Below are 21,169 nucleotides of genomic sequence, written 5' to 3'. Positions count from 1 at the left end.
GGAGCACGATGGCCACCAAGCCGCCCGCAGGAGACCCGGTCCAGGACGCGCCCCAGGTCGAACCTGCCCACCACTCCGCCGCCGGCCTGCCCGCCGTCGCCCAGAGCCTGCGCATCGCCCAGCAGCAGATGGGAGTCCGCCGCACCGCGCAGACCCTCCTCAAGGTCAACCAGAAGGACGGCTTCGACTGCCCCGGCTGCGCGTGGCCCGAGGGCGACAAGCGGCACACCGCCGAATTCTGCGAGAACGGCGCCAAGGCCGTCGCCGAGGAGGCGACCCTGCGCCGCGTCACCCCGGACTTCTTCGCCGCGCACCCGCTCGCCGATCTCGCCACCCGCAGCGGCTACTGGCTCGGCCAGCAAGGACGCATCACGCAACCCATGTACCTCCCCGAGGGCGCGGACCGGTACGAGGCCGTGACCTGGGAGCGCGCCTTCGCCGTCATCGCGGAGGAGCTCCGCGCCCTCGCCTCCCCCGACGAAGCGCTCTTCTACACCTCCGGACGCACCAGCAACGAGGCCGCGTTCCTCCTCCAGCTCTTCGCCCGCGAATTCGGCACCAACAACCTGCCCGACTGCTCCAACATGTGCCACGAGTCCTCCGGCTCGGCGCTCACCGAGACCATCGGCGTAGGAAAGGGCTCCGTCTCCCTGGAGGACCTCCACCACGCCGACCTGATCATCGTCGCCGGACAGAACCCCGGCACCAACCACCCCCGGATGCTCTCCGCCCTGGAGAAGGCCAAGGCCGCCGGAGCGAAGATCATTTCGGTGAACCCGCTGCCCGAGGCCGGACTCGAACGCTTCAAGAACCCGCAGACCCCCCTCGGCATGGTCAAGGGCACGGCACTCAACGACCTGTTCCTCCAGATCCGCATCGGCGGCGACCAGGCCCTCTTCCGGCTCCTCAACAAAATGATCCTCGACACCGAGGGCGCCGTCGACGAGGCCTTCGTGACCGCACACACCCACGGCTACGAGGAGTTCGCCGCCGCGGCCGCCGAAGCCGACTGGGAACAGACCCTCGCCGCGACCGGCCTCGACCGCTCCGCCATCGAAGAGGCCCTCACCATGGTCCTCGCGTCGAAGCGCACCATCGTGTGCTGGGCCATGGGCCTCACCCAGCACAAACACTCCGTGCCGACCATCCGCGAAGTCGTCAACTTCCTCCTCCTGCGCGGCAACATCGGCCGGACCGGCGCCGGAGTCTGCCCCGTGCGCGGCCACTCCAACGTCCAGGGCGACCGCACCATGGGCATCTTCGAGAGGCCGTCGGCGGCGTTCCTCGACGCCCTCGACAAGGAATTCTCCATCACCTCACCGCGCCACCACGGCTACGACGTCGTCCGCTCCATCCGCGCCCTGCGCGACGGCGACGCCAAGGTCTTCTTCGCCATGGGCGGCAACTTCGTCTCCGCCTCCCCCGACACCGACGTCACCGAGGCCGCAATGCGCAACGCACGCCTCACCGTCCACGTCTCCACCAAGCTCAACCGCTCCCACACCGTCACCGGCACCCGCGCGCTGATCCTGCCCACCCTCGGCCGCACCGACAAGGACGTCCAGGCAGGCGGAAAGCAGTTCGTCACCGTCGAGGACTCCATGAGCATGGTGCACGCCTCCCGCGGCAACCTCACCCCCGCCGGCCCCCACCTGCTCTCCGAACCCGCCATCGTCGCCCGCCTCGCCCGCGCCATGCTCGGCCCCGCCTCCACCACACCCTGGGAGGAGTTCGAGAAGGACTACGCGACGATCCGCGACCGCATCTCCCGCGTCGTCCCCGGCTTCGAGAACTTCAACCAGCGCGTCGCCCACCCCGGCGGATTCACCCTCCCCCACGCCCCCCGCGACTCCCGCCGCTTCCCCACCGCCACCGGCAAGGCCAACTTCACCGCCGCCCCCGTCGAGTTCCCCGAACTCCCCGAAGGCCGCCTCCTGCTGCAGACCCTGCGCTCCCACGACCAGTACAACACCACCATCTACGGCCTCGACGACCGCTACCGCGGCATCAAGGGCGGACGCCGCGTCGTCCTCGTCAACCCCGACGACGCCACCGCCCTCGGCCTCCCCGACGGCACCTACACCGACCTCGTCAGCGAATGGAAGGACGGCACGGAACGACGGGCCCCCGGCTTCCGCGTCGTCCACTACCCCACCGCCCGGGGCTGCGCCGCCGCGTACTACCCGGAGACCAACGTGCTGGTCCCCCTGGACTCCACCGCGGACACCAGCAACACCCCCGCCAGCAAGTCCGTCGTGGTGCGCTTCGAGAACATGACCTGACACCCCCGGGGCGGGCGCACTAAGCGCCCGCTCAGTCGTCTGATAAGAACAGTGCACACAAGAACGTGCACTCAGCAGCGAACCACCGCAGACGATCGGAGCCGGACCATGGGCGAGCACACCACACCCCAGTTCCCCCAGGAGATCATCGACGAGTACGCCGCCCTCGGCGTCGACCTGCCCGCCCTCTTCTCCGCAGGCCACCTCGGCGAACGCATGGGCGTCCAGATCATCGAAGCCTCCGCGGACCGCGTCGTCGGCACCATGCCCGTCGAAGGCAACACCCAGCCCTACGGACTCCTGCACGGCGGCGCCTCCGCCGTCCTCGCCGAGACCCTCGGCTCCGTCGGCTCCATGCTCCACGGCGGCGCCACCAAAATCGCGGTCGGCGTCGACCTGAACTGCACCCATCACCGAGGGGCACGAAGCGGCCTCGTCACCGGCGTCGCCACCCCCGTACACCGCGGCCGCACCACCGCCACCTACGAGATCGTCATCACCGACGAACAGGACAAGCGGGTCTGCACCGCCCGCCTCACCTGCCTCCTCCGCGACCTCCCCGGGACCAACGCCTCCTGACCCCCCACCACCCCCGCACCACCCCTGCCCGGCCGGATCCCCAACCCGGCCGGGCAGCGCCATACCCGGGCACAACCACCGCCACACACACAGAACTTGCACAACACCGGCAGCCAACGCCCTTGACCGCCCACCCCGTTCCGTGGCCCACTCATCTGCCACACCCCGCCCGCACCCCCACCACACCGCGTCGACCACACCACCCCGGCTGTAACACTGCGTAACAAACGCGCAATGTGCACCCGCCCGACGCAGCACAAAACACCCGGCCCCGCAGGCACCGGGCACTCAGGCGCGCCCTCACCCGCCCTCACACACCCCCACCACACGACAGCACCAAGATCACCCCAAGCCCCTTAACAGAGCTGCACGTTCTCAGCATGCGGTCACTTCGCCGTCCGGTAAAAAGCCGTACATGTCCACACAGCCACCTCAAGCCTTGCTCAAGGGCATAACAAGACAGTCACATCCTGCTCCACCCCCATCCCCGACCCCCACCCCTGCCCTTAGAGTCACCGCCAGTCACCGCGCCGCCGGGCGCGTCTGCAGCACGGCCCTGTACCAACCAGTACGGCCCGGCGAACGACACGGCACCTCAAGCAGAGGAGGCCGCGCCAGGGAAAGGACTTTTCGTGCGACACCGTTCTTTGCTCATCCTCACCACAGTGCTCACCACAGGAGCACTGACACTCACCGCCTGCGGGTCGCGCGACGACGACAAGAAGAGCAGCGACAGCGGCGGCACCCAGACCGTCGTCATCGGCGTCGACGCACCGCTGACCGGCGACCTCTCCGCCCTCGGCCTCGGCATCAAGAACTCCGCCGACCTCGCCGCCAAGACGGCGAACAAGGACAAGACCGTCCCCGGCATCACCTTCGAGGTCCAGCCGCTCGACGACCAGGCGCAGCCCTCCGTCGGCCAGCAGAACGCCACCAAGTTCATCGACAACAAAAAGGTCCTCGGCGTCGTCGGCCCGCTGAACTCCGGCGTCTCCCAGTCGATGCAGAAGCCGCTCAACGACGCCGGCCTCACCCAGATCTCCCCCGCCAACACGGGCACCGAGCTGACCCAGGGCGACAACTGGAAGACCGGCGACAAGAAGCGCCCCTTCAAGACCTACTTCCGCACCGCCACCACGGACCAGATCCAGGGCGCCTTCGCCGCGAAGTACCTGTACAACAACGCGAAGATCAAGCAGGTCTACCTCATCGACGACCAGAAGCCCTACGGCGCCGGTCTCGCAGCCTCCTTCAAGGCGACGTTCACCGGCCTCGGCGGCAAGATCGCCGGCTCCGACCACGTCAACCCCGACGACCGCGACTTCAACGCCGTCGTGACCAAGGTCAAGAAGTCCGGCGCCAAGGCCGTCTACTACGGCGGCGAATACCCCGCCGGCGCCCCCCTGAGCCAGCAGCTCAAGGACAGCGTCCAGATCCCCCTCATGGGCGGCGACGGCATGTACAGCGCCGACTTCATCAAGCTCAACAAGAAGGCCCAGGGCGACATCGCCACCTCCGTCGGCAAGCCCGTCGAAGAGCTCGAATCCGCCAAGACCTTCATCGCCAACTACAAGACCGCCGGATACAAGGACGCCTACGAGGCCTACGGCGGCGGCACCTACGACGCCACCTGGGCCATCATCGAGGCCGTCAAGGCCGTCGTCGCAGCCAACGACGGCAAGCTCCCCGACGACGCCCGCGCCAAGGTCCTCGAAGCCGTCGGCAAGGTCAGCTTCGAAGGCGTCACCGGCCCCGTCTCCTTCGACGAGTTCGGCGACACCACCAACACCATGATGACCGCCTACCAGGTCGACGCCGGCAAGTGGGCCTCCAAGCTCAGCGAGGCCTACAAGCCGTAACAAGCTCCCGGTCACTCCCTGACCGAGACTGACCCCAGACCGCGCGGGAGCGCTACGAGCGCTCCCGCGCGGTGCCATATCCGAACCACTCCACGGAGGCCCTGCGGTGCACGAACTGCCGCAACAGCTGGCCAATGGACTCATCCTCGGCGCGATGTACGGACTCATCGCGATCGGCTACACGATGGTCTACGGAATCATCCAGCTCATCAACTTCGCCCACGGCGAGATCTTCATGATCGGAGGCTTCGGAGCTCTCACCGTGTACCTCTGGATGCCGGCCGGCTCCAACCTCCTCGCAATCGTCCCACTCATGATCATCGGCGGCGTCATATGCTCCGTCGCCATCAGCGTCGCAGCCGAACGCTTCGCCTACCGGCCACTGCGCACCGCCCCCAGACTCGCCCCGCTGATCACCGCGATCGGACTCTCCCTCGCACTCCAGCAGGCCATCTGGAAGTGGTACCCCAACGCCACCAAGGACCGACCCTTCCCCCAGTTCAAGGGCGAAGCCTTCGACCTCTTCGGCGCCCACATCCAACGCGGTGACCTCTTCGTCCTCATCGCCGCACCCGTCTGCATGATCGCCCTCGGCCTCTTCGTCTCCAAGACCCGCTCCGGCCGCGGCATGCAAGCCACCTCGCAAGACCCCGACACCGCCAAACTCATGGGCATCAACACCGACCGCATCATCGTCATGGCCTTCGCCATCGGTGCCGCGTTCGCAGCCGTCGCCGCCGTCGCCTACGGGCTCAAGAACGGCCAGATCGGCTTCAAAATGGGCTTCATCATGGGCCTCAAGGCCTTCACCGCAGCCGTACTCGGCGGCATCGGCAACATCTACGGCGCCATGCTCGGCGGAGTCGTACTCGGCGTCGCCGAATCCCTCGCCACCGGCTACATGAGCGACGTCCCCGGCATGGACCTCTTCGGCGGCGGCGCCTGGAAGGACGTGTGGGCCTTCGTCCTCCTCATCGTCGTCCTGCTGCTCCGGCCCCAGGGCCTGCTCGGCGAACGCGTCGCGGATCGGGCGTGATACGGATGACCACCCAGAAAGCACTCATCCCGCTGCCCGCACCCCTCGCCCGGATCGCCACCGCGGCAGGCGCGGCCATCGCACTCGCCGGCACCTTCCTCCCCTGGACCTGGACCTCCGAATTCCCCGGCGACCTCACCGTCACCGGCTACCCCGGCGGCCTCCAGATCCTCACCCTCACCACCGCGATCCTCACCCTCCTCTTCACCCTCTGCGGATACGGCATCCGAGGCCTGCGCTGGCTCACCCCCGGCGGCACCAACAGCCCCGTACGCCTCCTCGCCCTCGCCACCCTCGGCACCACCGGCTACACCATCGGTGCCATCGCCTACGAACTCGGCGGCGTGGTCAACCTCGAACCCGGAGCCTGGGTCAGCGGCATCGGCGCACTCATCGCCCTCATCGCCGCCCTCGGACTCCCCAGCGACGAACCACTCCCCGCCGACGGCCCCCCGGCCAACACCTGGCAACGCTTCCGCAACAGCCTCGCCGCACCGTCGGCCCGTCGCGCCCAGACCCTCCCCGCCTGGGCCGAAATCCTCATCATCGCCGCAGCCTTCGGCGCCGCGCTGTACGTCTTCACCTACGGGATCGACATCCCCACCGAGGAATCCGAACAGTTCATCGGCTTCCTCATCACCGCAGGCTTCACCTTCACCGCACTCACCCGGGCCGGACTCATCGCCCGCATCACCGCGCTGACCACGAAGCACCGCAACGTCACCCTCGCCGCAGCCCTGGTCGCAGCCTTCTGCTTCCCCTTCACCCAGGACACCGCGGAATACGCCCTCATCGGCGCGAACATCCTCATCTTCGCCACCGTCGCACTCGGCCTCAACGTCGTCGTCGGCCTCGCAGGCCTCCTCGACCTCGGCTACGTCGCCTTCCTCGGCGTCGGCGCCTACACAGCCGCCCTCGTCTCCGGCGCACCCCTCTCCGCCATCGGCGTCCACCTCCCCTTCTGGGCCGCCGTCCTCACCGGAGCCGCAGTCTCACTGATCTTCGGCGTCCTCATCGGCGCCCCGACCCTGCGACTGCGCGGCGACTACCTCGCCATCGTCACCCTCGGCTTCGGAGAGATCTTCCGCGTCACCGTCAACAACCTCAACGGCAACAGCGGACCCGACCTCACCAACGGCTCCCAAGGCATCCCCAGCATCCCGGACCTCAACCTCTTCGGGATCGACTTCGGACTCAGCCACGACATCGGCCCCTTCACCCTCAGCAGGCCGGCCAACTACTACCTGCTGATGCTCGTCGTCACCGCCGTCGTCGTACTGGTCTTCCGCCGCTCCGGAGACTCCCGCATCGGCCGCGCCTGGGTCGCCATCCGCGAGGACGAAACCGCAGCCACCGCCATGGGCATCAACGCCTTCCGGCTCAAACTGCTCGCCTTCGCCCTCGGCGCCACCCTCGCCGGACTCGCCGGCACCGTCCAGTCACACGTCAACTACACCGTGACACCCGAGCAGTACCAGTTCGCCGGCTCCGTACCCCCGAACTCCGCCTTCCTCCTCGCCGCCGTCATCCTCGGCGGCATGGGAACCCTCAGCGGACCCTTCGTCGGCGCCGCACTGCTCTACCTCATCCCGGCGAAACTGCAGTTCATGCAGGACTACCAGCTCTTCCTCTTCGGCATCGCACTCATCCTCCTGATGCGCTTCCGCCCCGAAGGCCTGATCGCCGACCGCCGCAAGCAACTCGAATTCCACGAGAACGACGAACCCGTCCTCGTACCCGAACCACGGCAGCCCGAAGAAGCCGACGCCGGCATCACCAAGGCGGGGGCGTGACCACCATGACCACCACCACGAACACCACGACCACCGTCCTCGACGCCAGCGGCGTCACCATGCGCTTCGGCGGCCTCACCGCCGTACGCAACGTCGACCTCACCGTCAACGCGGGCGAAATCGTCGGACTCATCGGCCCCAACGGCGCCGGCAAAACCACCTTCTTCAACTGCCTCACCGGCCTCTACGTCCCCACCGAGGGCAAGGTCAGCTACAAGGGCACCGTCCTGCCGCCCAAGCCCCACCTCGTCACCAAGGCAGGCATCGCCCGCACCTTCCAGAACATCAGGCTCTTCGCCAACATGACCGTCCTGGAAAACGTCCTCGTCGGACGCCACACCAGGACCAAGGAAGGCCTCTGGTCCGCGCTCCTGCGCCTCCCCGGCTTCACCAAAGCCGAACAGGCCAGCCACGAACGCGCCATGGAACTACTCGAGTTCATCGGCCTCCAGGACAAGGCCGACCACCTCGCGCGCAACCTCCCCTACGGAGACCAGCGCAAGCTGGAAATCGCCCGCGCACTCGCCAGCGACCCCGGCCTCCTCCTCCTGGACGAGCCCACCGCCGGCATGAACCCCCAGGAAACCCGCGTCACCGAAGAACTCATCTTCGCCATCCGGGACCAGGGCATCGCCGTCCTCGTCATCGAGCACGACATGCGCTTCATCTTCAACCTCAGCGACCGCGTCGCCTGCCTCGTACAGGGCGAAAAACTCGTCGAAGGCACCGCCGAGGTCGTCCAGAGCGACGAACGCGTCATCGCCGCCTACCTCGGCACCCCCTTCGAAGGCGCCCCCGGCGCCGAAGAAGTCGCCGAAGTCGAAGCAGCCGAGGCAGAGGCCGGAGCGGCCACCACACCCGTCACCAAGGACACCACCACAACCGAGGAGGAGGACACCCGATGACCGCACTGCTCGAGGTCGAGGACCTCCGCGTCGCCTACGGCAAGATCGAAGCCGTCAAAGGCATCTCCTTCACCGTCGACGCCGGCCAGGTGGTCACCCTCATCGGCACCAACGGCGCCGGCAAAACCACCACCCTGCGCACCCTCTCCGGACTGCTCAAGCCCATCGGCGGACGCATCCTCTTCGAGGGCAAGCCACTCGCCAACATCCCCGCACACAAGATCGTCGCCCTGGGCCTCGCCCACTCCCCCGAGGGCCGCCACATCTTCCCCCGGCTGACGATCACCGAGAACCTCCTCCTCGGCGCCTACCTCCGCAACGACAAGGCAGGCATCGAGAAGGACATCCAGCGCGCCTACGACCTCTTCCCCATCCTCGGGGAACGCCGGAAGCAGGCCGCCGGAACCCTCTCGGGCGGCGAACAGCAGATGCTCGCCATGGGACGCGCCCTCATGTCCCAGCCCAAACTGCTCATGCTCGACGAGCCCTCCATGGGCCTCTCCCCGATCATGATGCAGAAGATCATGGAAACCATCGTCGAGCTCAAGGCCTCGGGCACCACGATCCTGCTCGTCGAGCAGAACGCCCAGGCCGCCCTCTCCCTCGCGGACCAGGGCCACGTCATGGAGATCGGCAAGATCGTCCTCTCCGGCACCGGAGCGGACCTCCTCCACGACGAGTCCGTCCGCAAGGCGTACCTCGGCGAGGACTGAGCCCTCATACGAAGAAGCCCGCGCCCCGGATGTCCGGGGCGCGGGCTTCTTCGTACGCGCGTACGGGTGGCTACTCGGCCGCCCGCTTCTTCTCCTCGGCGTCCTCGATCAACGCCTCCGCCAGCTGCTGCATCGACAGCCGCCGGTCCATCGACGTCTTCTGGATCCACCGGAACGCGGCAGGCTCGGAGAGCCCGTAGTCCGTCTGCAGGATGCTCTTCGCCCGGTCCACCAGCTTCCGGGTCTCCAGCCGCTGCGACAGGTCCGCGACCTCCCCCTCCAGCGCCTTCAGCTCCGCGAACCGCGACACCGCCATCTCGATGGCCGGTACGACATCGCTCTTGCTGAACGGCTTCACGAGGTACGCCATCGCCCCGGCGTCCCGGGCGCGCTCCACGAGGTCGCGCTGCGAGAACGCGGTGAGCATCAGGACGGGCGCGATGGACTCCTCGGCGATCTTCTCGGCGGCCGAGATGCCGTCGAGGACCGGCATCTTCACATCGAGGATGACCAGGTCCGGCTTGTGCTCCCGGGCGAGCTCGACAGCCTGCTGCCCGTCCCCGGCCTCACCGACGACCGAGTACCCCTCTTCTTCGAGCATCTCTTTGAGGTCGAGGCGGATGAGCGCCTCGTCCTCGGCGATGACGACGCGGGTCGTCAGCGGCGGGACGTGCGACTTGTCGTCGTCGGCGACGGGCTGGGGCGACTCGGGGGTGGTCACGGGGCTCCTTGGTTAAGACAGGGGTGCTGCTCCCAAGAGCCTACCTAGTTACGGTATGTTTGAGGCGCAGAGGGTCTTGCGGATCCTTTGTTTCGAAGGGGCCCCGGTAGCCCAGCGGTAGAGGCCATGGATTCAAAACCCATCCAGCGTCGGTTCGAATCCGACTCGGGGCACTTCTCCTTCGTTTCCAAGGCGTGGATGCGCTTGGGCGATCTTCACCCTTGCTGATGAACGCATCTTCAAGATGGGCATGCGCCATCGAAGGTCGCACAAGAATTCATCGCATGGAACAGCACAATCCGTCGATTCGCGACGAAGCGCTTGCTCTGCTGAGGAGCGGGACCACGAATCGAGCGGTTGCAGAACTCCTCAATGTGCCCCGCGGAACCATTGGCTGGTGGCTGCACGAGGACCGCAAACAGCATGGAGTGCAGTACGAGCAGCCAACCGACTGCCCGATATGCACCAACCGCGACTTCGATCGCGTTGCCTACGCCTACCTACTGGGGCTCTACCTGGGGGATGGCCACATCATCTCCAAGCCGAAGCAACATCATCTGTCAATCTTCTGCGGCGATGCCCACCCCGGCCTGATCGATGAAGCAGAATCCGCGATCCGCCGAGTAATGCCCATGCCACGTACTGGGCGACGCCACAGAAACGGCTGCGTCGAGGTCAAGTCCTTCACCAAGCACTGGACGTGCCTCTTCCCCCAACACGGCCCCGGCAAGAAGCACGACCGCCGCATCGCCCTCGAACCCTGGCAGCAGGAGATCGTCGACGCCCACCCCTGGGACTTCATCCGCGGCCTCATCCACTCCGACGGATGCCGGAACATGAACTGGACCACCAGGACGGTCGGCGGCGTGAAGAAGCGGTACGAGTATCCGCGGTACTGGTTCACCAACGTCTCGGACGACATCCGACGCCTCTACACCGACACCCTCGACAAGCTCGGCATCGAGTGGACGCACTGCACCCGCGCGGGCAAGGAGTACAACATCTCCGTCGCCCGACGGGCGTCCGTAGCCCTCATGGACGCACACGTCGGGCCGAAATACTGAGCGGACCACCCTACTTCGGGCTGTCGTCCTCGCCGATGTGGTGCACGCGCACCAGGTTCGTCGAGCCCGCGACGCCGGGCGGGGAGCCGGCGGTGATGACCACGACGTCACCCTTCTGGCAGCGGCCGATCTTCAGGAGCTCCTCGTCGACCTGCGCCACCATCGCGTCCGTCGAGTCCACGTGCGGGCCCAGGAACGTCTCCACGCCCCACGTGAGGTTCAGCTGCGACCGAGTGGCCGGGTCAGGAGTGAAGGCCAGCAGCGGAATGGGTGAGCGGTAGCGGGAGAGGCGCTTGACCGTGTCGCCGCTCTGGGTGAAGGCGACCAGGAACTTGGCGCCGAGGAAGTCGCCCATCTCCGCTGCCGCGCGGGCGACCGCGCCGCCCTGGGTGCGGGGCTTGTTGCGGTCGGTGAGCGGGGGCAGGCCCTTGGCGAGGATGTCCTCCTCGGCGGCCTCCACGATGCGGGACATCGTGCGGACGGTCTCGATGGGGTACTTCCCGACGCTCGTCTCGCCGGAGAGCATCACCGCGTCGGTGCCGTCGATGACGGCGTTGGCGACGTCGGAGGCCTCGGCGCGGGTGGGGCGGGAGTTGTCGATCATCGAGTCGAGCATCTGGGTGGCGACGATGACCGGCTTGGCGTTGCGCTTGGCGAGCTTGATCGCGCGCTTCTGGACGATCGGGACCTGTTCCAGGGGCATTTCGACGCCGAGGTCGCCGCGGGCGACCATGATGCCGTCGAAGGCGGCGACGATGTCGTCGATGTTGTCGACGGCCTGGGGCTTTTCGACCTTGGCGATGACGGGGAGGCGTCGGCCTTCCTCGTCCATGATGCGGTGGACGTCCTCGATGTCGCGTCCGCTGCGGACGAAGGAGAGGGCGATGACGTCGGCGCCGGTGCGCAGGGCCCAGCGGAGGTCTTCGATGTCTTTTTCGGAGAGGGCGGGGACGGAGACGGCGACGCCGGGGAGGTTGAGGCCCTTGTGGTCGGAGACCATGCCGCCTTCGATGACGGTGGTGTGGACGCGGGGGCCGTCGACGGCGGTGACTTCGAGGGTGACGCGGCCGTCGTCGATGAGGATGCGTTCGCCTGGGGTGACGTCGGTGTTGAGGCCGGTGTAGGTGGTGCCGCAGGTGTGGCGGTCGCCTTCCATGGGTTCGACGGTGATGGTGAAGTCGTCGCCGCGTTCAAGGAGTACGGGGCCTTCGCGGAAGCGTCCGAGGCGGATCTTCGGGCCTTGAAGGTCGGCGAGGATGCCGACGCTGCGGCCGGCTTCGTCGGATGCCTTGCGTACGTGGTGGTAGCGGTCTTCGTGTTCGGTGTAGGTGCCGTGGCTGAGATTGAGGCGGGCGATGTCCATTCCCGCGTCGACCAGGGCTTTGATCTGGTCGTATGTGTCGGTGGCGGGTCCTAGGGTGCAAACGATTTTGGCTCGGCGCATAGGGCGAGCCTAAACCTTACCTACGGGTAGTTATTTGGCTGCGCATGACTGGTCAACGTCCTTTGGGTGAAGGGTTTTTGACAAGTGTTGAATTGTGCGGCGGGGTGCTCGGATGAGCATTCGGTGGCGGGTTCGGGTGGTGCGGGGCCGGGTGGTGTGGGTGGCGGGTTCGCTGTGGCAACCGGATGCGCGGCGGGTGCGGCGGTGGGTGCGGCGGTGGGTGGTCATCGAATAGCAACCTGCCGGGGGTGTTGCCGGGGGTGGTGTGTGGGTGATTATCTACGCGCGTTGTCCACGCGTGCGTGGGGTCTACGCGCGTTGTGTACGGGCTGAACTGTGCACGGAGAGAACTGAGATGTGGGAGACGAGATGCCGCTGAACCGAAGGACGTTCCTGGGCACGTCGGCTGCGGCCGGTGCGGGTGTGGCGATCGCGGGGGGTACCGCTGCGCCTGCCGAGGCGCATGGCCGGGGGCACGGGCGTCCGCCGAAGCGGTACTCGTTCACCGTGATGGGCACGACGGACCTGCATGGAAATGTCTTCAACTGGGACTATTTCACGGACAAGGAGTTCGACGACAAGGCGCACAACGATGTCGGGCTGGCGAAGATCTCGACGCTGGTGGACCAGGTGCGCCGGGAGAAGGGCCGTCACAACACCCTGATGATCGATGCGGGTGACACGATCCAGGGCACTCAGTTGTCGTACTACTACGCGAAGATCGACCCGATCACGGCGAAGCACGGTCCGGTGCACCCGATGGCGCAGGCGATGAACGCGATCGGGTATGACGCGGCGGCGCTGGGGAACCACGAGTTCAACTACGGCATTCCGGTGCTGCGGAAGTTCGAGGAGCAGTGTGACTTCCCGCTGCTGGGGGCGAACGCGCTGGATGCGAAGACGTTGCGGCCGGCGTTCGCGCCGTATGTGATCAAGAAGCTGCGTACGCCGCACGGCCGGGATGTGCGGGTGGCGATTCTGGGGCTGACGAATCCTGGTATTGCGATCTGGGACAAGGCGAATGTCGGTGGGAAGATGGTGTTCCCGGGTCTTGAGGAGCAGGCGGCCAAGTATGTTCCGCGGCTTCGGTCGATGGGTGCGGATGTCGTGATCGTGTCGGCGCATTCGGGGAGCAGTGGGACGTCGTCGTACGGGGATCAGATTCCGTATGTGGAGAATGCGGCGGGCCTGGTGGCGGAGCAGGTGCCGGGGATCGATGCGATCCTGGTGGGTCATGCGCACTCGGAGATTCCGGAGTATTTCGTCGAGAACAAGCAGACCGGTAAGAAGGTCGTGTTGTCGGAGCCGTTGAAGTGGGGTCAGCGGCTGACGTTGTTCGACTTCGATCTGGTGTGGGAGAAGGGGCGCTGGGTGGTCGAGAAGGCCGGTGCCCAGGTGTTGAACTCCAACACGGTGGTGGAGGACCGGGAGATCACGAAGCTGCTGGTGGACGAGCATCGGAAGGTGGTGGCGTATGTCAACCAGGTGATCGGTACGTCGACGGTGGCGATGACGACGGCTGAGGCGGCGTGGAAGGATGAGCCGATCATCGATCTGATCAATGTCGTTCAGGCGGAGACGGTGAAGGCGGCGTTGGCGGGTGGTGAGTATGCGTCGTTGCCGGTGTTGTCGCAGGCTTCGTGTTTCTCGCGTACGGCGCAGATTCCTGCGGGGAATGTGACGATCAAGGATGCGGCGGGGTTGTATCCGTTCGAGAACACGCTTGAGGCGCGGTTGCTGACGGGTGTGCAGATCAAGGATTATCTGGAGTTTTCGGCGCGGTATTACGTGCAGACGGCTGCGGGTGTTCCGGTGGATACGTCGAAGCTGACGAATGCGGACAGCACGCCGGATTACAATTATGATGCGGTGTCGGGTCTGACGTATGACATCGATATCGCGAAGCCGAACGGTTCGCGGATTGTGAATTTGTCGTTCGGGGGCGAGCCGATCGATCCTGCGGCGCAGTTCGTGTTGGCGGTGAACAATTACCGGGCGAGTGGTGGGGGTAATTTCCCGCATGTGCCGGGTGCGAAGCAGTTGTGGGCTAATTCGGAGGAGATCCGGAACACGATTATTTCGTGGGTGCAGGCGAAGGGTTCGGTGGATGGTGCGGAGTTCGCTTCGGTGGACTGGCGTCTGACGCGGGATGGTTCTCCGGTGTTCTAGTCGGGGGTGTGTGGGGCGGCCGCTCGTTTCCCTTGGTGGGGGTGGGCGGCCGCTTTGTGTGTGCGGGTTGTGGTCAGTTGTTTTGGACGAGGGGGATGAGGGTGGGGTTCTGTGGGGGGATTTTGGTGTTGTGGGGGGTGAGGCCGAAGGTGGTGAAGGCGGTGCGTTGTGGGAGGGGGTAGGGGGTGGTGCCGGTGAGGTGGTTGAGGATGGTGGCGCTGCGCCAGGCGGCGAGGCCGAGGTCGGGGGCGCCTACTCCGTGGGTGTGGCGTTCGGCGTTCTGTACGTAGATGTTGCCGGTGATGGTGGGGTCGAGGTCGAGGCGGTATTGGGCGTCGATTCGGGGGCGGCCGGCGGTGTCGCGGCGTAGGTGGGTGTCGAGGTTGCCGAGGATGTGGTCGAGGGGTCGTTCGCGGTAGCCGGTGGCGAGGACGACGGCGTTGGTGGTGAGGCGGGTGCGGGTGCGTTGTTGGGTGTGTTCGAGGTGGAGTTCGATGCGGGTGGTGGCGACGCGGCCTGCGGTGCGTACGTGGACGCCGGGGGTGAGGGTGGCGTCGGGCCAGCCGCCGTGGAGGGTGCGGCGGTAGAGCTCGTCGTGGATGGCGGTGATGGTGTCGTGGTCGATGCCTTTGTGGAGTTGCCATTGGTGGGGGACGAGTTGGTCGCGTACGGGTTCGGGGAGGGCGTGGAAGTAGTGGGTGTAGTCGGGGGTGAAGTGTTCGAGGCCGAGTTTGGAGTACTCCATGGGGGCGAAGGCGGGGGTGCGGGCGAGCCAGTGGAGTTTTTCGTGGCCGGTGGGGCGGGCGCGGAGGAGGTCGAGGAAGATTTCTGCGCCGGATTGTCCTGAGCCGATGACGGTGATGTGTTCGGCTTCGAGGAGTTGTTGGCGGTGGTGGAGGTAGTCGGCGGAGTGGATGACGGGGACGGTTTTGGTGTCGGCGAGGGGTTTGAGGGGTTCGGGGATGTGGGGTTGGGTGCCGATGCCGAGGGCGATGTGGCGGGTGTGGGTGCGGCCGAGGGCTTCGGCTTGGCCGTGGGGGTCGAGTTGGGTGTAGTCGATTTCGAACAGGGCGCGTTGGGGGTTCCAGCGGATGGTGTCGATCTGGTGGTTGAAGTGGAGGGCGGGGAGTTGTTCGCTGACCCAGCGGCAGTAGGCGTCGTATTCGGCGCGTTGGATGTGGAAGCGTTCGGCGAAGTAGAAGGGGAAGAGCCGGTCGCGGGTGCGTAGGTAGTTGAGGAGGGTCCAGGGGCTGGTGGGGTCGGCGAGGGTGACGAGGTCTGCGAGGAAGGGGACTTGGAGGCTGGCGCCGTCGATGAGGAGGCCTGGGTGCCAGTGGAAGGCGGGGCGTTGGTCGTAGAAGGTGGCGGCGATGGGGGTGGGGAGGCCGTGGGCGAGGGCGGCGAGGGAGAGGTTGAAGGGGCCGATGCCGATGCCGACGAGGTCGTGGGGCTGGTCGGTCTGGGGGGTGGGCCGGTCGGTCCGGGCTGTCATCGGTGTGTGTTGCTTTCTGTGAGTTCGGTGGTGGTGCGGGTGACGAGGTCGAGGAGTTTTTTGAGGTCGTCGGGGGTGGTGTGGGGGTTGAGGAGGGTGGCTTTGAGCCAGAGGTGGCCGTGGGTGTGGGTGCGGCCGAGTACGGCGTGGCCTCGGGTGAGGAGGGTGCGGCGGATGGTGGCGACGGTGTGGTTGTCGGTGTTGGTGGGTCGGAAGAGGACGGTGGTGATGGTGGGTCTGTCGTAGAGGTCGAGGGTGGGGTTTTTGGTGATGAGGTCGGCGAGGTGGTGGGCGGCGGTGCAGGTGCGGTCGATGAGGTCGGCGAGTCCGGTGCGGCCGAGTGCTTGGAGGGTGACGGCGATTTTGAGTGCGTCGGGTCGGCGGGTGGTGCGTAGGGAGCGGCCGAGGAGGTCGGGGAGTCCGGCTTGGGTGTCGTCGTCTGCGTTGAGGTAGGGGGCGTGGTGGTGGAGGGGGTGGAGGTGGTGGTGGTCGGGGACGGCGAGGATGCCGGCTGATGCGGGTTGCCAGCCGAGTTTGTGGAGGTCGAGGGTGACGCTGTGGGCGCGGTGGAGGCCGTTGACTTTGTGGCGGTGGGTGGGGCTGAGGAGGAGGGGTCCGCCGTAGGCGGCGTCGATGTGGAGTTCGGCGCCGTGGGTGTCGCAGAGGTCGGCGATGTCGGTGAGGGGGTCGATCTGGCCGGTGTCGGTGGTGCCTGCGGTGGCGGTGACGAGGAGGGGGTGGGGTCCGTGGTGTCGGGTGAGGGTGTCGTTGAGTGCGGTGAGGTCGATGGTGCCGTTGGGTGCGGGGATGGTGAGGGGGGTGGGGAGGCCGAGGAGCCAGGTGGCGCGGGTGATGCTGTGGTGGGCGTTGGTGCCGCAGATGGTTTGTACGGTGCCGTGGCGTTCGCGGGCGAGGAGGAGGGCGAGTTGGTTGGCTTCGGTGCCGCCGGTGGTGATGAGGGCGTCGGGGTGGGGGTGGTGGGGGTAGATCTCGGCGGCGAGTGCTGCGGTGGTGTCGGCTTCGAGGGTGGAGGCTGCGGGGGCTTGGTCCCAGGAGTCCATGGAGGGGTTGAGGGCGGAGGCGGCGAGGTCTGCGGCGGCGGCGAGGGCGAGGGGTGGGGTGTGGAGGTGGGCGGTGCAGAGGGGGTCTGCGGGGTCGGCTGCGCCTTCGGTGAGTGCGCCGATGAGGGTGGCGAGGGCGTGGTGGGGGCCGGTTCCGTGTTCGGGGATGAGGGGGTCGAGGGCGGTGCGCATGTGGGTGGTGACGGTGTCGGGTCCGCCGGCGGGGAGGGGGCCGTCGCGGCGGCGGGCGCCTTCTTGGAGGGCGGTGAGGACGGTGTCGATGAGGGGGCGCAGTGCGGTGGGGCCGGTGGTGGATCCGGCGAGGGGTGGGGTGGGCATGGGTGGGTGGCCCTTCGGGTGCGCACGGGTGGACATGCCAGCTTGTCCGGGTTTCGGTGGGCGTTGCCGGGGAGCCTGGTGATCTGAACTCGAAAGGGGGATGGCTGGGCGCTTGGGGGCGTGGGTGTGGGGTGTGGGTGGTAGTGGTGCGTGCGGTCGGGGGTGGTAGATATGGGTGTGCCCGGCCTGCCCTGGGGTGAGGGCGGGCCGGGCACGGGTGGTGCGGGTGGTGCGGGGGTTGGGGTCAGTGGGCGTTGCGGACGGTGAGGGCTCGGCGCAGGTCGTCGATCTGGTCGGTGAGTTTGCGGCGGAGGGCGGGGATGAGGGCCTGGTCGGTGAGGGCTTGTTCGCCGAGGTGGAGGCTGTCGGTGTCGATGGTGTACGCGGGGAAGGCGTGGCGTCCGGCGGCTTCGGCGATGGCGGGGCCGCGGCGGACTGCGAGTGCGGTGGCGTCGGGGTAGTAGCGGGGTACGTAGGCGGTGAGGAGGTCGGTCTGTTCGGGCTGCCAGAAGCCTTGGGCGGTGGCGGTGAACAGGTAGTTGGAGAGGGTGTCGTCGGTGAACATGGCGTGCCAGGCGGCGGCCTTGGCTTCGGGGGTGGGCAGGGCGGCGCGGCAGCGGGCGGCGCCTTCCTGGCCGGTGGCGCTGGGGTCGGCTTCGAGTTCGGCGGTGATGGCCGTTTCGTCGGTGGCTCCGAGGACGGCGAGGCGGGTGAGGATGCGCCAGCGCAGTTCGGGGTCGAGTTCGGGGCCGCCGGGGACGGTGCCGTCGGTGAGCCAGCCGTGGATGGTGTCGGGCTGGGTGGCGGCGTCGATGAAGTGGCGTACGGCGGTGAGGCGGAGGCCGGGCTGGGTGCCGTCCTCGGTGCGGCGGATGAGGTCGCGGGTGAGGTCGGTGAGGGTGGCGAGGGCGGCGGGCCGGTCTTGTGGGGTGATGTAGCGGGCGGCGATCTGGGTGTCGGCGAAGGCGAGGACGCCTTGGAGGAGGGCGAGGTCGGTTTCGTGGGGGAGGTGGGTGCGGGCGGCTTCGAGGTATGTGGTGGGGGCGAGTTCGCCGTCGCGGACCATGTCGCGGGCGGCGTTCCAGATGACGGCGCGGGTGAGGGCGTCGGGGATGCCGGAGAGGCTGTTCAGGACGGTGGTCCAGGAGCCGGGGTCGAGGCGGATCTTGGCGTAGGTGAGGTCGTTGTCGTTGAGGACGACGAGGGCGGGGCGGCGGCCGGGGCGGGTGGTCGTTCCGTCCGGGGAGGTGTTGTCCGCGGGGGTGCTGTCCTGGGGGATGCCGATGTCGAAGCGGTCGCGCAGGACGAGGCGGTCGGGGCCGGACTGGGTGTCGATGGTGTGGTCGTAGGTGCCGACGGTGATGCGGTGGGGGCGGGTGCCGTGGTGGTCGACGGTGAGGGACCAGGTGGTGTCGGCCTCGGTGACGTGGGGGGTGAGGGTGTCGACTCCGGTGGTGCGCAGCCACTGGTCGGCCCAGGCGTGGACGTCGCGGTCGGTGGCGGAGGCGAGGTTGTCGATGAAGTCGGCGAGGGTGGCGTTGCCGAATTTGTGGCGGGCGAAGTGGGTGTTGATGCCGGCCAGGAAGTCCTTCTCGCCGAGCCAGGCGACGAGTTGGCGGAGGGCGGATGCGCCCTTGGCGTAGGAGATGCCGTCGAAGTTGAGCATCGCGGACGCGGTGTCGGGGACGGCGGTGGGGTCGGGGGCGACGGGGTGGGTGGAGGGGCGCTGGTCGGCGTCGTATCCCCAGCCCTTGCGGGCGACGCCGAAGTCGACCCAGGTGTCGGTGAAGCGGGTGGCTTCGGCGAGGGTCTGGTAGCCCATGTATTCGGCGAAGGACTCGTTGAGCCAGATGTCGTCCCACCAGGCGAGGGTGACGAGGTCGCCGAACCACATGTGGGCCATCTCGTGGGCGATGACCATGCCGCGGGTCTGGCGTTCGGTGTCGGTGACGGCGGAGCGGTAGATGAATTCGTCGCGGAAGGTGACGAGGCCGGGGTTCTCCATGGCGCCCGCGTTGAATTCGGGGACGAAGGCCTGGTCGTAGGAGTCGAAGGGGTAGGGCTCGTCGAACTTTTCCTGGAACCGGTCGAAGCAGGCGCGGGTGATGTCGAGGATCTCGTCGGCGTCGGCGTCGAGGTGGGGGGCGAGGGAGTTGCGGCAGTGGATGCCGAAGGGCAGTCCGGCGTGTTCGGTGGTCACGGAGTGCCAGGGGCCTGCGGCGACGGCGACGAGGTAGGTGGAGACGGGGGGTGTGGGGGCGATGGTCCAGCGGCCGTCGCCGGTGTGCTCGGCGATGCCGTTGCCGAGGACGGTCCAGCCTTCGGGTGCGGTGACGGTGAGGGCGAAGACGGATTTGAGGTCGGGCTGGTCGAATGCGGCGAAGACGCGCTGGACGTCCTCCATGAAGAGCTGCGTGTAGACGTAGGTCTCGTTGTCGGTGGGGTCGGTGAAGCGGTGCATGCCTTCGCCGGTGCGGGAGTAGCGCATGGCTGCGTCGACGCGTAGTTCGTGGGGGCCGGCGGGGAGGGCGGGGAGGGGGAAGCGGTTCTCGGTGAGGTCGGCGGGGTCCAGGGGGTGCCCGTCGAGGCTGATGGAGCGCAAGGTGGCGGGCTTGAGCTCGACGAAGGTGTCACCGGCGGCGAGGGCGGTGAACTGGATGACGGTGCGGGAGTCGAAGGTCTCCTCCCCCGCGGTCAGATCGAGGTCGATCGTGTACCGCTGTACGTCGAGGATCTGGGCTCGGGCCTGCGCTTCATCGCGCGTCAGTACGGACATGGTGGCCATGCTGCCGTATGCGGTGGGCGGTGTGCAGGGGGGTTCTCGCTGGGCTGACGCGGTCCGCCGGGGGCCTTTGAGGGCTAAGATTCTTGATGACGTGTACCTGTACGGAGGAGTTCCCGGGATGGCGAAGGACCAGGCTTCCGCGAGTTCCGGTGTGACCGGAGGTTCTGGGGGGTCCGGGGATTCCGCGGGGTCTGCCGGGTCCGCCGGGTCCGCGCGGCGGGAGGATGCGGTGGCGTCGATCGTGGCGGACTGGCGGCGGGAGCGGCCTGAGCTGGATACGGCTCCGCTGGAGGTCTTCGGCCGGCTGCACCGGGCGTTCTTGCGCTACAGCGCGGCGATCTCGCGGCCGGTGGAGCGTAAGGGTTTGTCGATGGCCGGTTTCGATGTGCTGACGGCGCTGCGGCGGGCGGGGGCGCCGTTTCGGCGTACGGCGGGTGAGCTGGCCGATTCCGGGTTGATCAGTTCGGCGGGTGTGACGTTGCGGATAGACCGTCTGGAGAAGGACGGGCTGATCCGGCGGGAGCGGGATCCGCAGGATCGCCGGGTGGTGCATTCGCGGCTGACCGATGAGGGTCTGTCGGTGATCGACGCGTTGTTCTCGGAGCATCTGGACAATGAGCGGCGGATGCTGGCGGGGTTGTCGCCGCAGGAGTGTGCGCAGTTGGCGGGGCTGCTGGAGAAGCTGGAGCGGTCTGTGCTGGCGGCGGAGTCGGGCGAGTAGCGGTTGGCGGGGGCGGGTTCGCTCCGCGGGCGCGGGTGGGCCCGGTGCGGGTGTGTCCTCAATCGCCGGACCGGCTTGATGTTGGGCGCCGCCGCCCCCGGCGCGGGTGTGTCCTCAATCGCCGGACGGGCTTGATGTTGGGCGCCGCCGCCCTCGGCGTGGAGGTGTCCTCAATCGCCGGACCGGCTTGATATGGGCCGCCGCCG

Annotated in this window: 15 protein-coding genes and 1 tRNA gene; 11 read left to right on the top strand and 5 right to left on the bottom strand. The window is 67.4% G+C overall.

All coding sequences use genetic code 11. From position 1 onward, the window contains the following. Positions 1 to 8: 8 nt before the first annotated feature. From ABZ434_RS06165 to ABZ434_RS06135, 7 genes are all read left to right on the top strand, one after another. Positions 9 to 2,282 (top strand): FdhF/YdeP family oxidoreductase, encoded by a 2,274-nt coding sequence (locus ABZ434_RS06165; RefSeq protein WP_359132464.1) that lies wholly within the window; start codon positions 9 to 11, stop codon positions 2,280 to 2,282. A gap of 108 nt (positions 2,283 to 2,390) precedes the next feature. Continuing rightward, complete coding sequence (locus tag ABZ434_RS06160; protein ID WP_359132463.1) at positions 2,391 to 2,861, top strand: hotdog fold thioesterase; 471 nt, start codon at positions 2,391 to 2,393, stop codon at positions 2,859 to 2,861. 647 nt (positions 2,862 to 3,508) lie between these two features. Then, complete coding sequence (locus ABZ434_RS06155) at positions 3,509 to 4,720, top strand: branched-chain amino acid ABC transporter substrate-binding protein (RefSeq protein ID WP_359132588.1); 1,212 nt, start codon at positions 3,509 to 3,511, stop codon at positions 4,718 to 4,720. Between the two features lie 106 nt (positions 4,721 to 4,826). Further along, a complete protein-coding gene (locus ABZ434_RS06150) occupies positions 4,827 to 5,756 on the top strand; it encodes a branched-chain amino acid ABC transporter permease (protein WP_306069759.1) in 930 nt (309 codons plus the stop codon). Positions 5,757 to 5,761: 5 nt separating this feature from the next. Next, a complete protein-coding gene (locus tag ABZ434_RS06145; protein ID WP_359132462.1) occupies positions 5,762 to 7,549 on the top strand; it encodes a branched-chain amino acid ABC transporter permease in 1,788 nt (595 codons plus the stop codon). Positions 7,550 to 7,554: 5 nt separating this feature from the next. Beyond that, positions 7,555 to 8,454, top strand: coding sequence for an ABC transporter ATP-binding protein (locus tag ABZ434_RS06140; protein WP_359132586.1), 900 nt, complete (start codon positions 7,555 to 7,557; stop codon positions 8,452 to 8,454). Beyond that, positions 8,451 to 9,167: an ABC transporter ATP-binding protein gene (locus ABZ434_RS06135; protein ID WP_136330592.1), complete on the top strand. Its 717-nt coding sequence runs from the start codon at positions 8,451 to 8,453 to the stop codon at positions 9,165 to 9,167. The genes ABZ434_RS06140 and ABZ434_RS06135 overlap by 4 nt, the downstream gene beginning before the upstream one ends. A 70-nt stretch (positions 9,168 to 9,237) precedes the next feature. Here ABZ434_RS06135 and ABZ434_RS06130 read toward each other — a convergent pair whose 3' ends face one another. Then, positions 9,238 to 9,888, bottom strand: coding sequence for a response regulator (locus ABZ434_RS06130; protein WP_148015825.1), 651 nt, complete (start codon positions 9,886 to 9,888; stop codon positions 9,238 to 9,240). Between the two features lie 100 nt (positions 9,889 to 9,988). On the opposite strand from ABZ434_RS06130, the gene ABZ434_RS06125 reads away from it, so the two are divergent. Both ABZ434_RS06125 and ABZ434_RS06120 read left to right on the top strand, forming a co-directional pair. Then, positions 9,989 to 10,061: transfer RNA gene (locus ABZ434_RS06125), tRNA-Leu, on the top strand. A gap of 111 nt (positions 10,062 to 10,172) precedes the next feature. After that, positions 10,173 to 10,952, top strand: coding sequence for a helix-turn-helix domain-containing protein (locus ABZ434_RS06120; protein WP_359132460.1), 780 nt, complete (start codon positions 10,173 to 10,175; stop codon positions 10,950 to 10,952). A 10-nt stretch (positions 10,953 to 10,962) separates the two neighbouring features. On the opposite strand, the gene pyk is transcribed toward ABZ434_RS06120, so the two are convergent. After that, complete coding sequence (gene pyk / locus ABZ434_RS06115; protein WP_359132459.1) at positions 10,963 to 12,396, bottom strand: pyruvate kinase; 1,434 nt, start codon at positions 12,394 to 12,396, stop codon at positions 10,963 to 10,965. 369 nt (positions 12,397 to 12,765) lie between these two features. Between pyk and ABZ434_RS06110 the strand changes: the two genes are divergently transcribed. Further along, entirely contained in the window at positions 12,766 to 14,565 is a 1,800-nt protein-coding gene (locus ABZ434_RS06110) for a 5'-nucleotidase C-terminal domain-containing protein (RefSeq protein WP_359132584.1), read from the top strand. A 73-nt stretch (positions 14,566 to 14,638) separates the two neighbouring features. Here ABZ434_RS06110 and ABZ434_RS06105 read toward each other — a convergent pair whose 3' ends face one another. The 3 genes from ABZ434_RS06105 to pepN form a co-directional block, all read right to left on the bottom strand. Next, a complete protein-coding gene (locus ABZ434_RS06105; protein ID WP_359132458.1) occupies positions 14,639 to 16,057 on the bottom strand; it encodes a SidA/IucD/PvdA family monooxygenase in 1,419 nt (472 codons plus the stop codon). Beyond that, positions 16,054 to 17,457 (bottom strand): aminotransferase class V-fold PLP-dependent enzyme, encoded by a 1,404-nt coding sequence (locus ABZ434_RS06100; protein ID WP_359132457.1) that lies wholly within the window; start codon positions 17,455 to 17,457, stop codon positions 16,054 to 16,056. Before ABZ434_RS06100 ends, ABZ434_RS06105 begins: the two co-directional genes overlap by 4 nt. Before the next feature lie 244 nt (positions 17,458 to 17,701). Further along, on the bottom strand, positions 17,702 to 20,233 hold the full coding sequence (gene pepN / locus ABZ434_RS06095; protein WP_359132456.1) for an aminopeptidase N: 2,532 nt from the start codon (positions 20,231 to 20,233) through the stop codon (positions 17,702 to 17,704). A gap of 238 nt (positions 20,234 to 20,471) precedes the next feature. Between pepN and ABZ434_RS06090 the strand changes: the two genes are divergently transcribed. Further along, positions 20,472 to 20,963, top strand: a complete 492-nt coding sequence (locus ABZ434_RS06090; protein ID WP_359132455.1) for a MarR family transcriptional regulator — start codon at positions 20,472 to 20,474, stop codon at positions 20,961 to 20,963. Positions 20,964 to 21,169 lie beyond the last annotated feature (206 nt).

It is taken from the genome of Streptomyces sp. NPDC005761 (genome assembly GCF_040630635.1).
GTDB lineage: Bacteria > Actinomycetota > Actinomycetes > Streptomycetales > Streptomycetaceae > Streptomyces.
The sequence above is the reverse complement of the archived record's forward strand: the minus strand, read 5'-3'. Positions and strand labels throughout refer to the sequence as shown.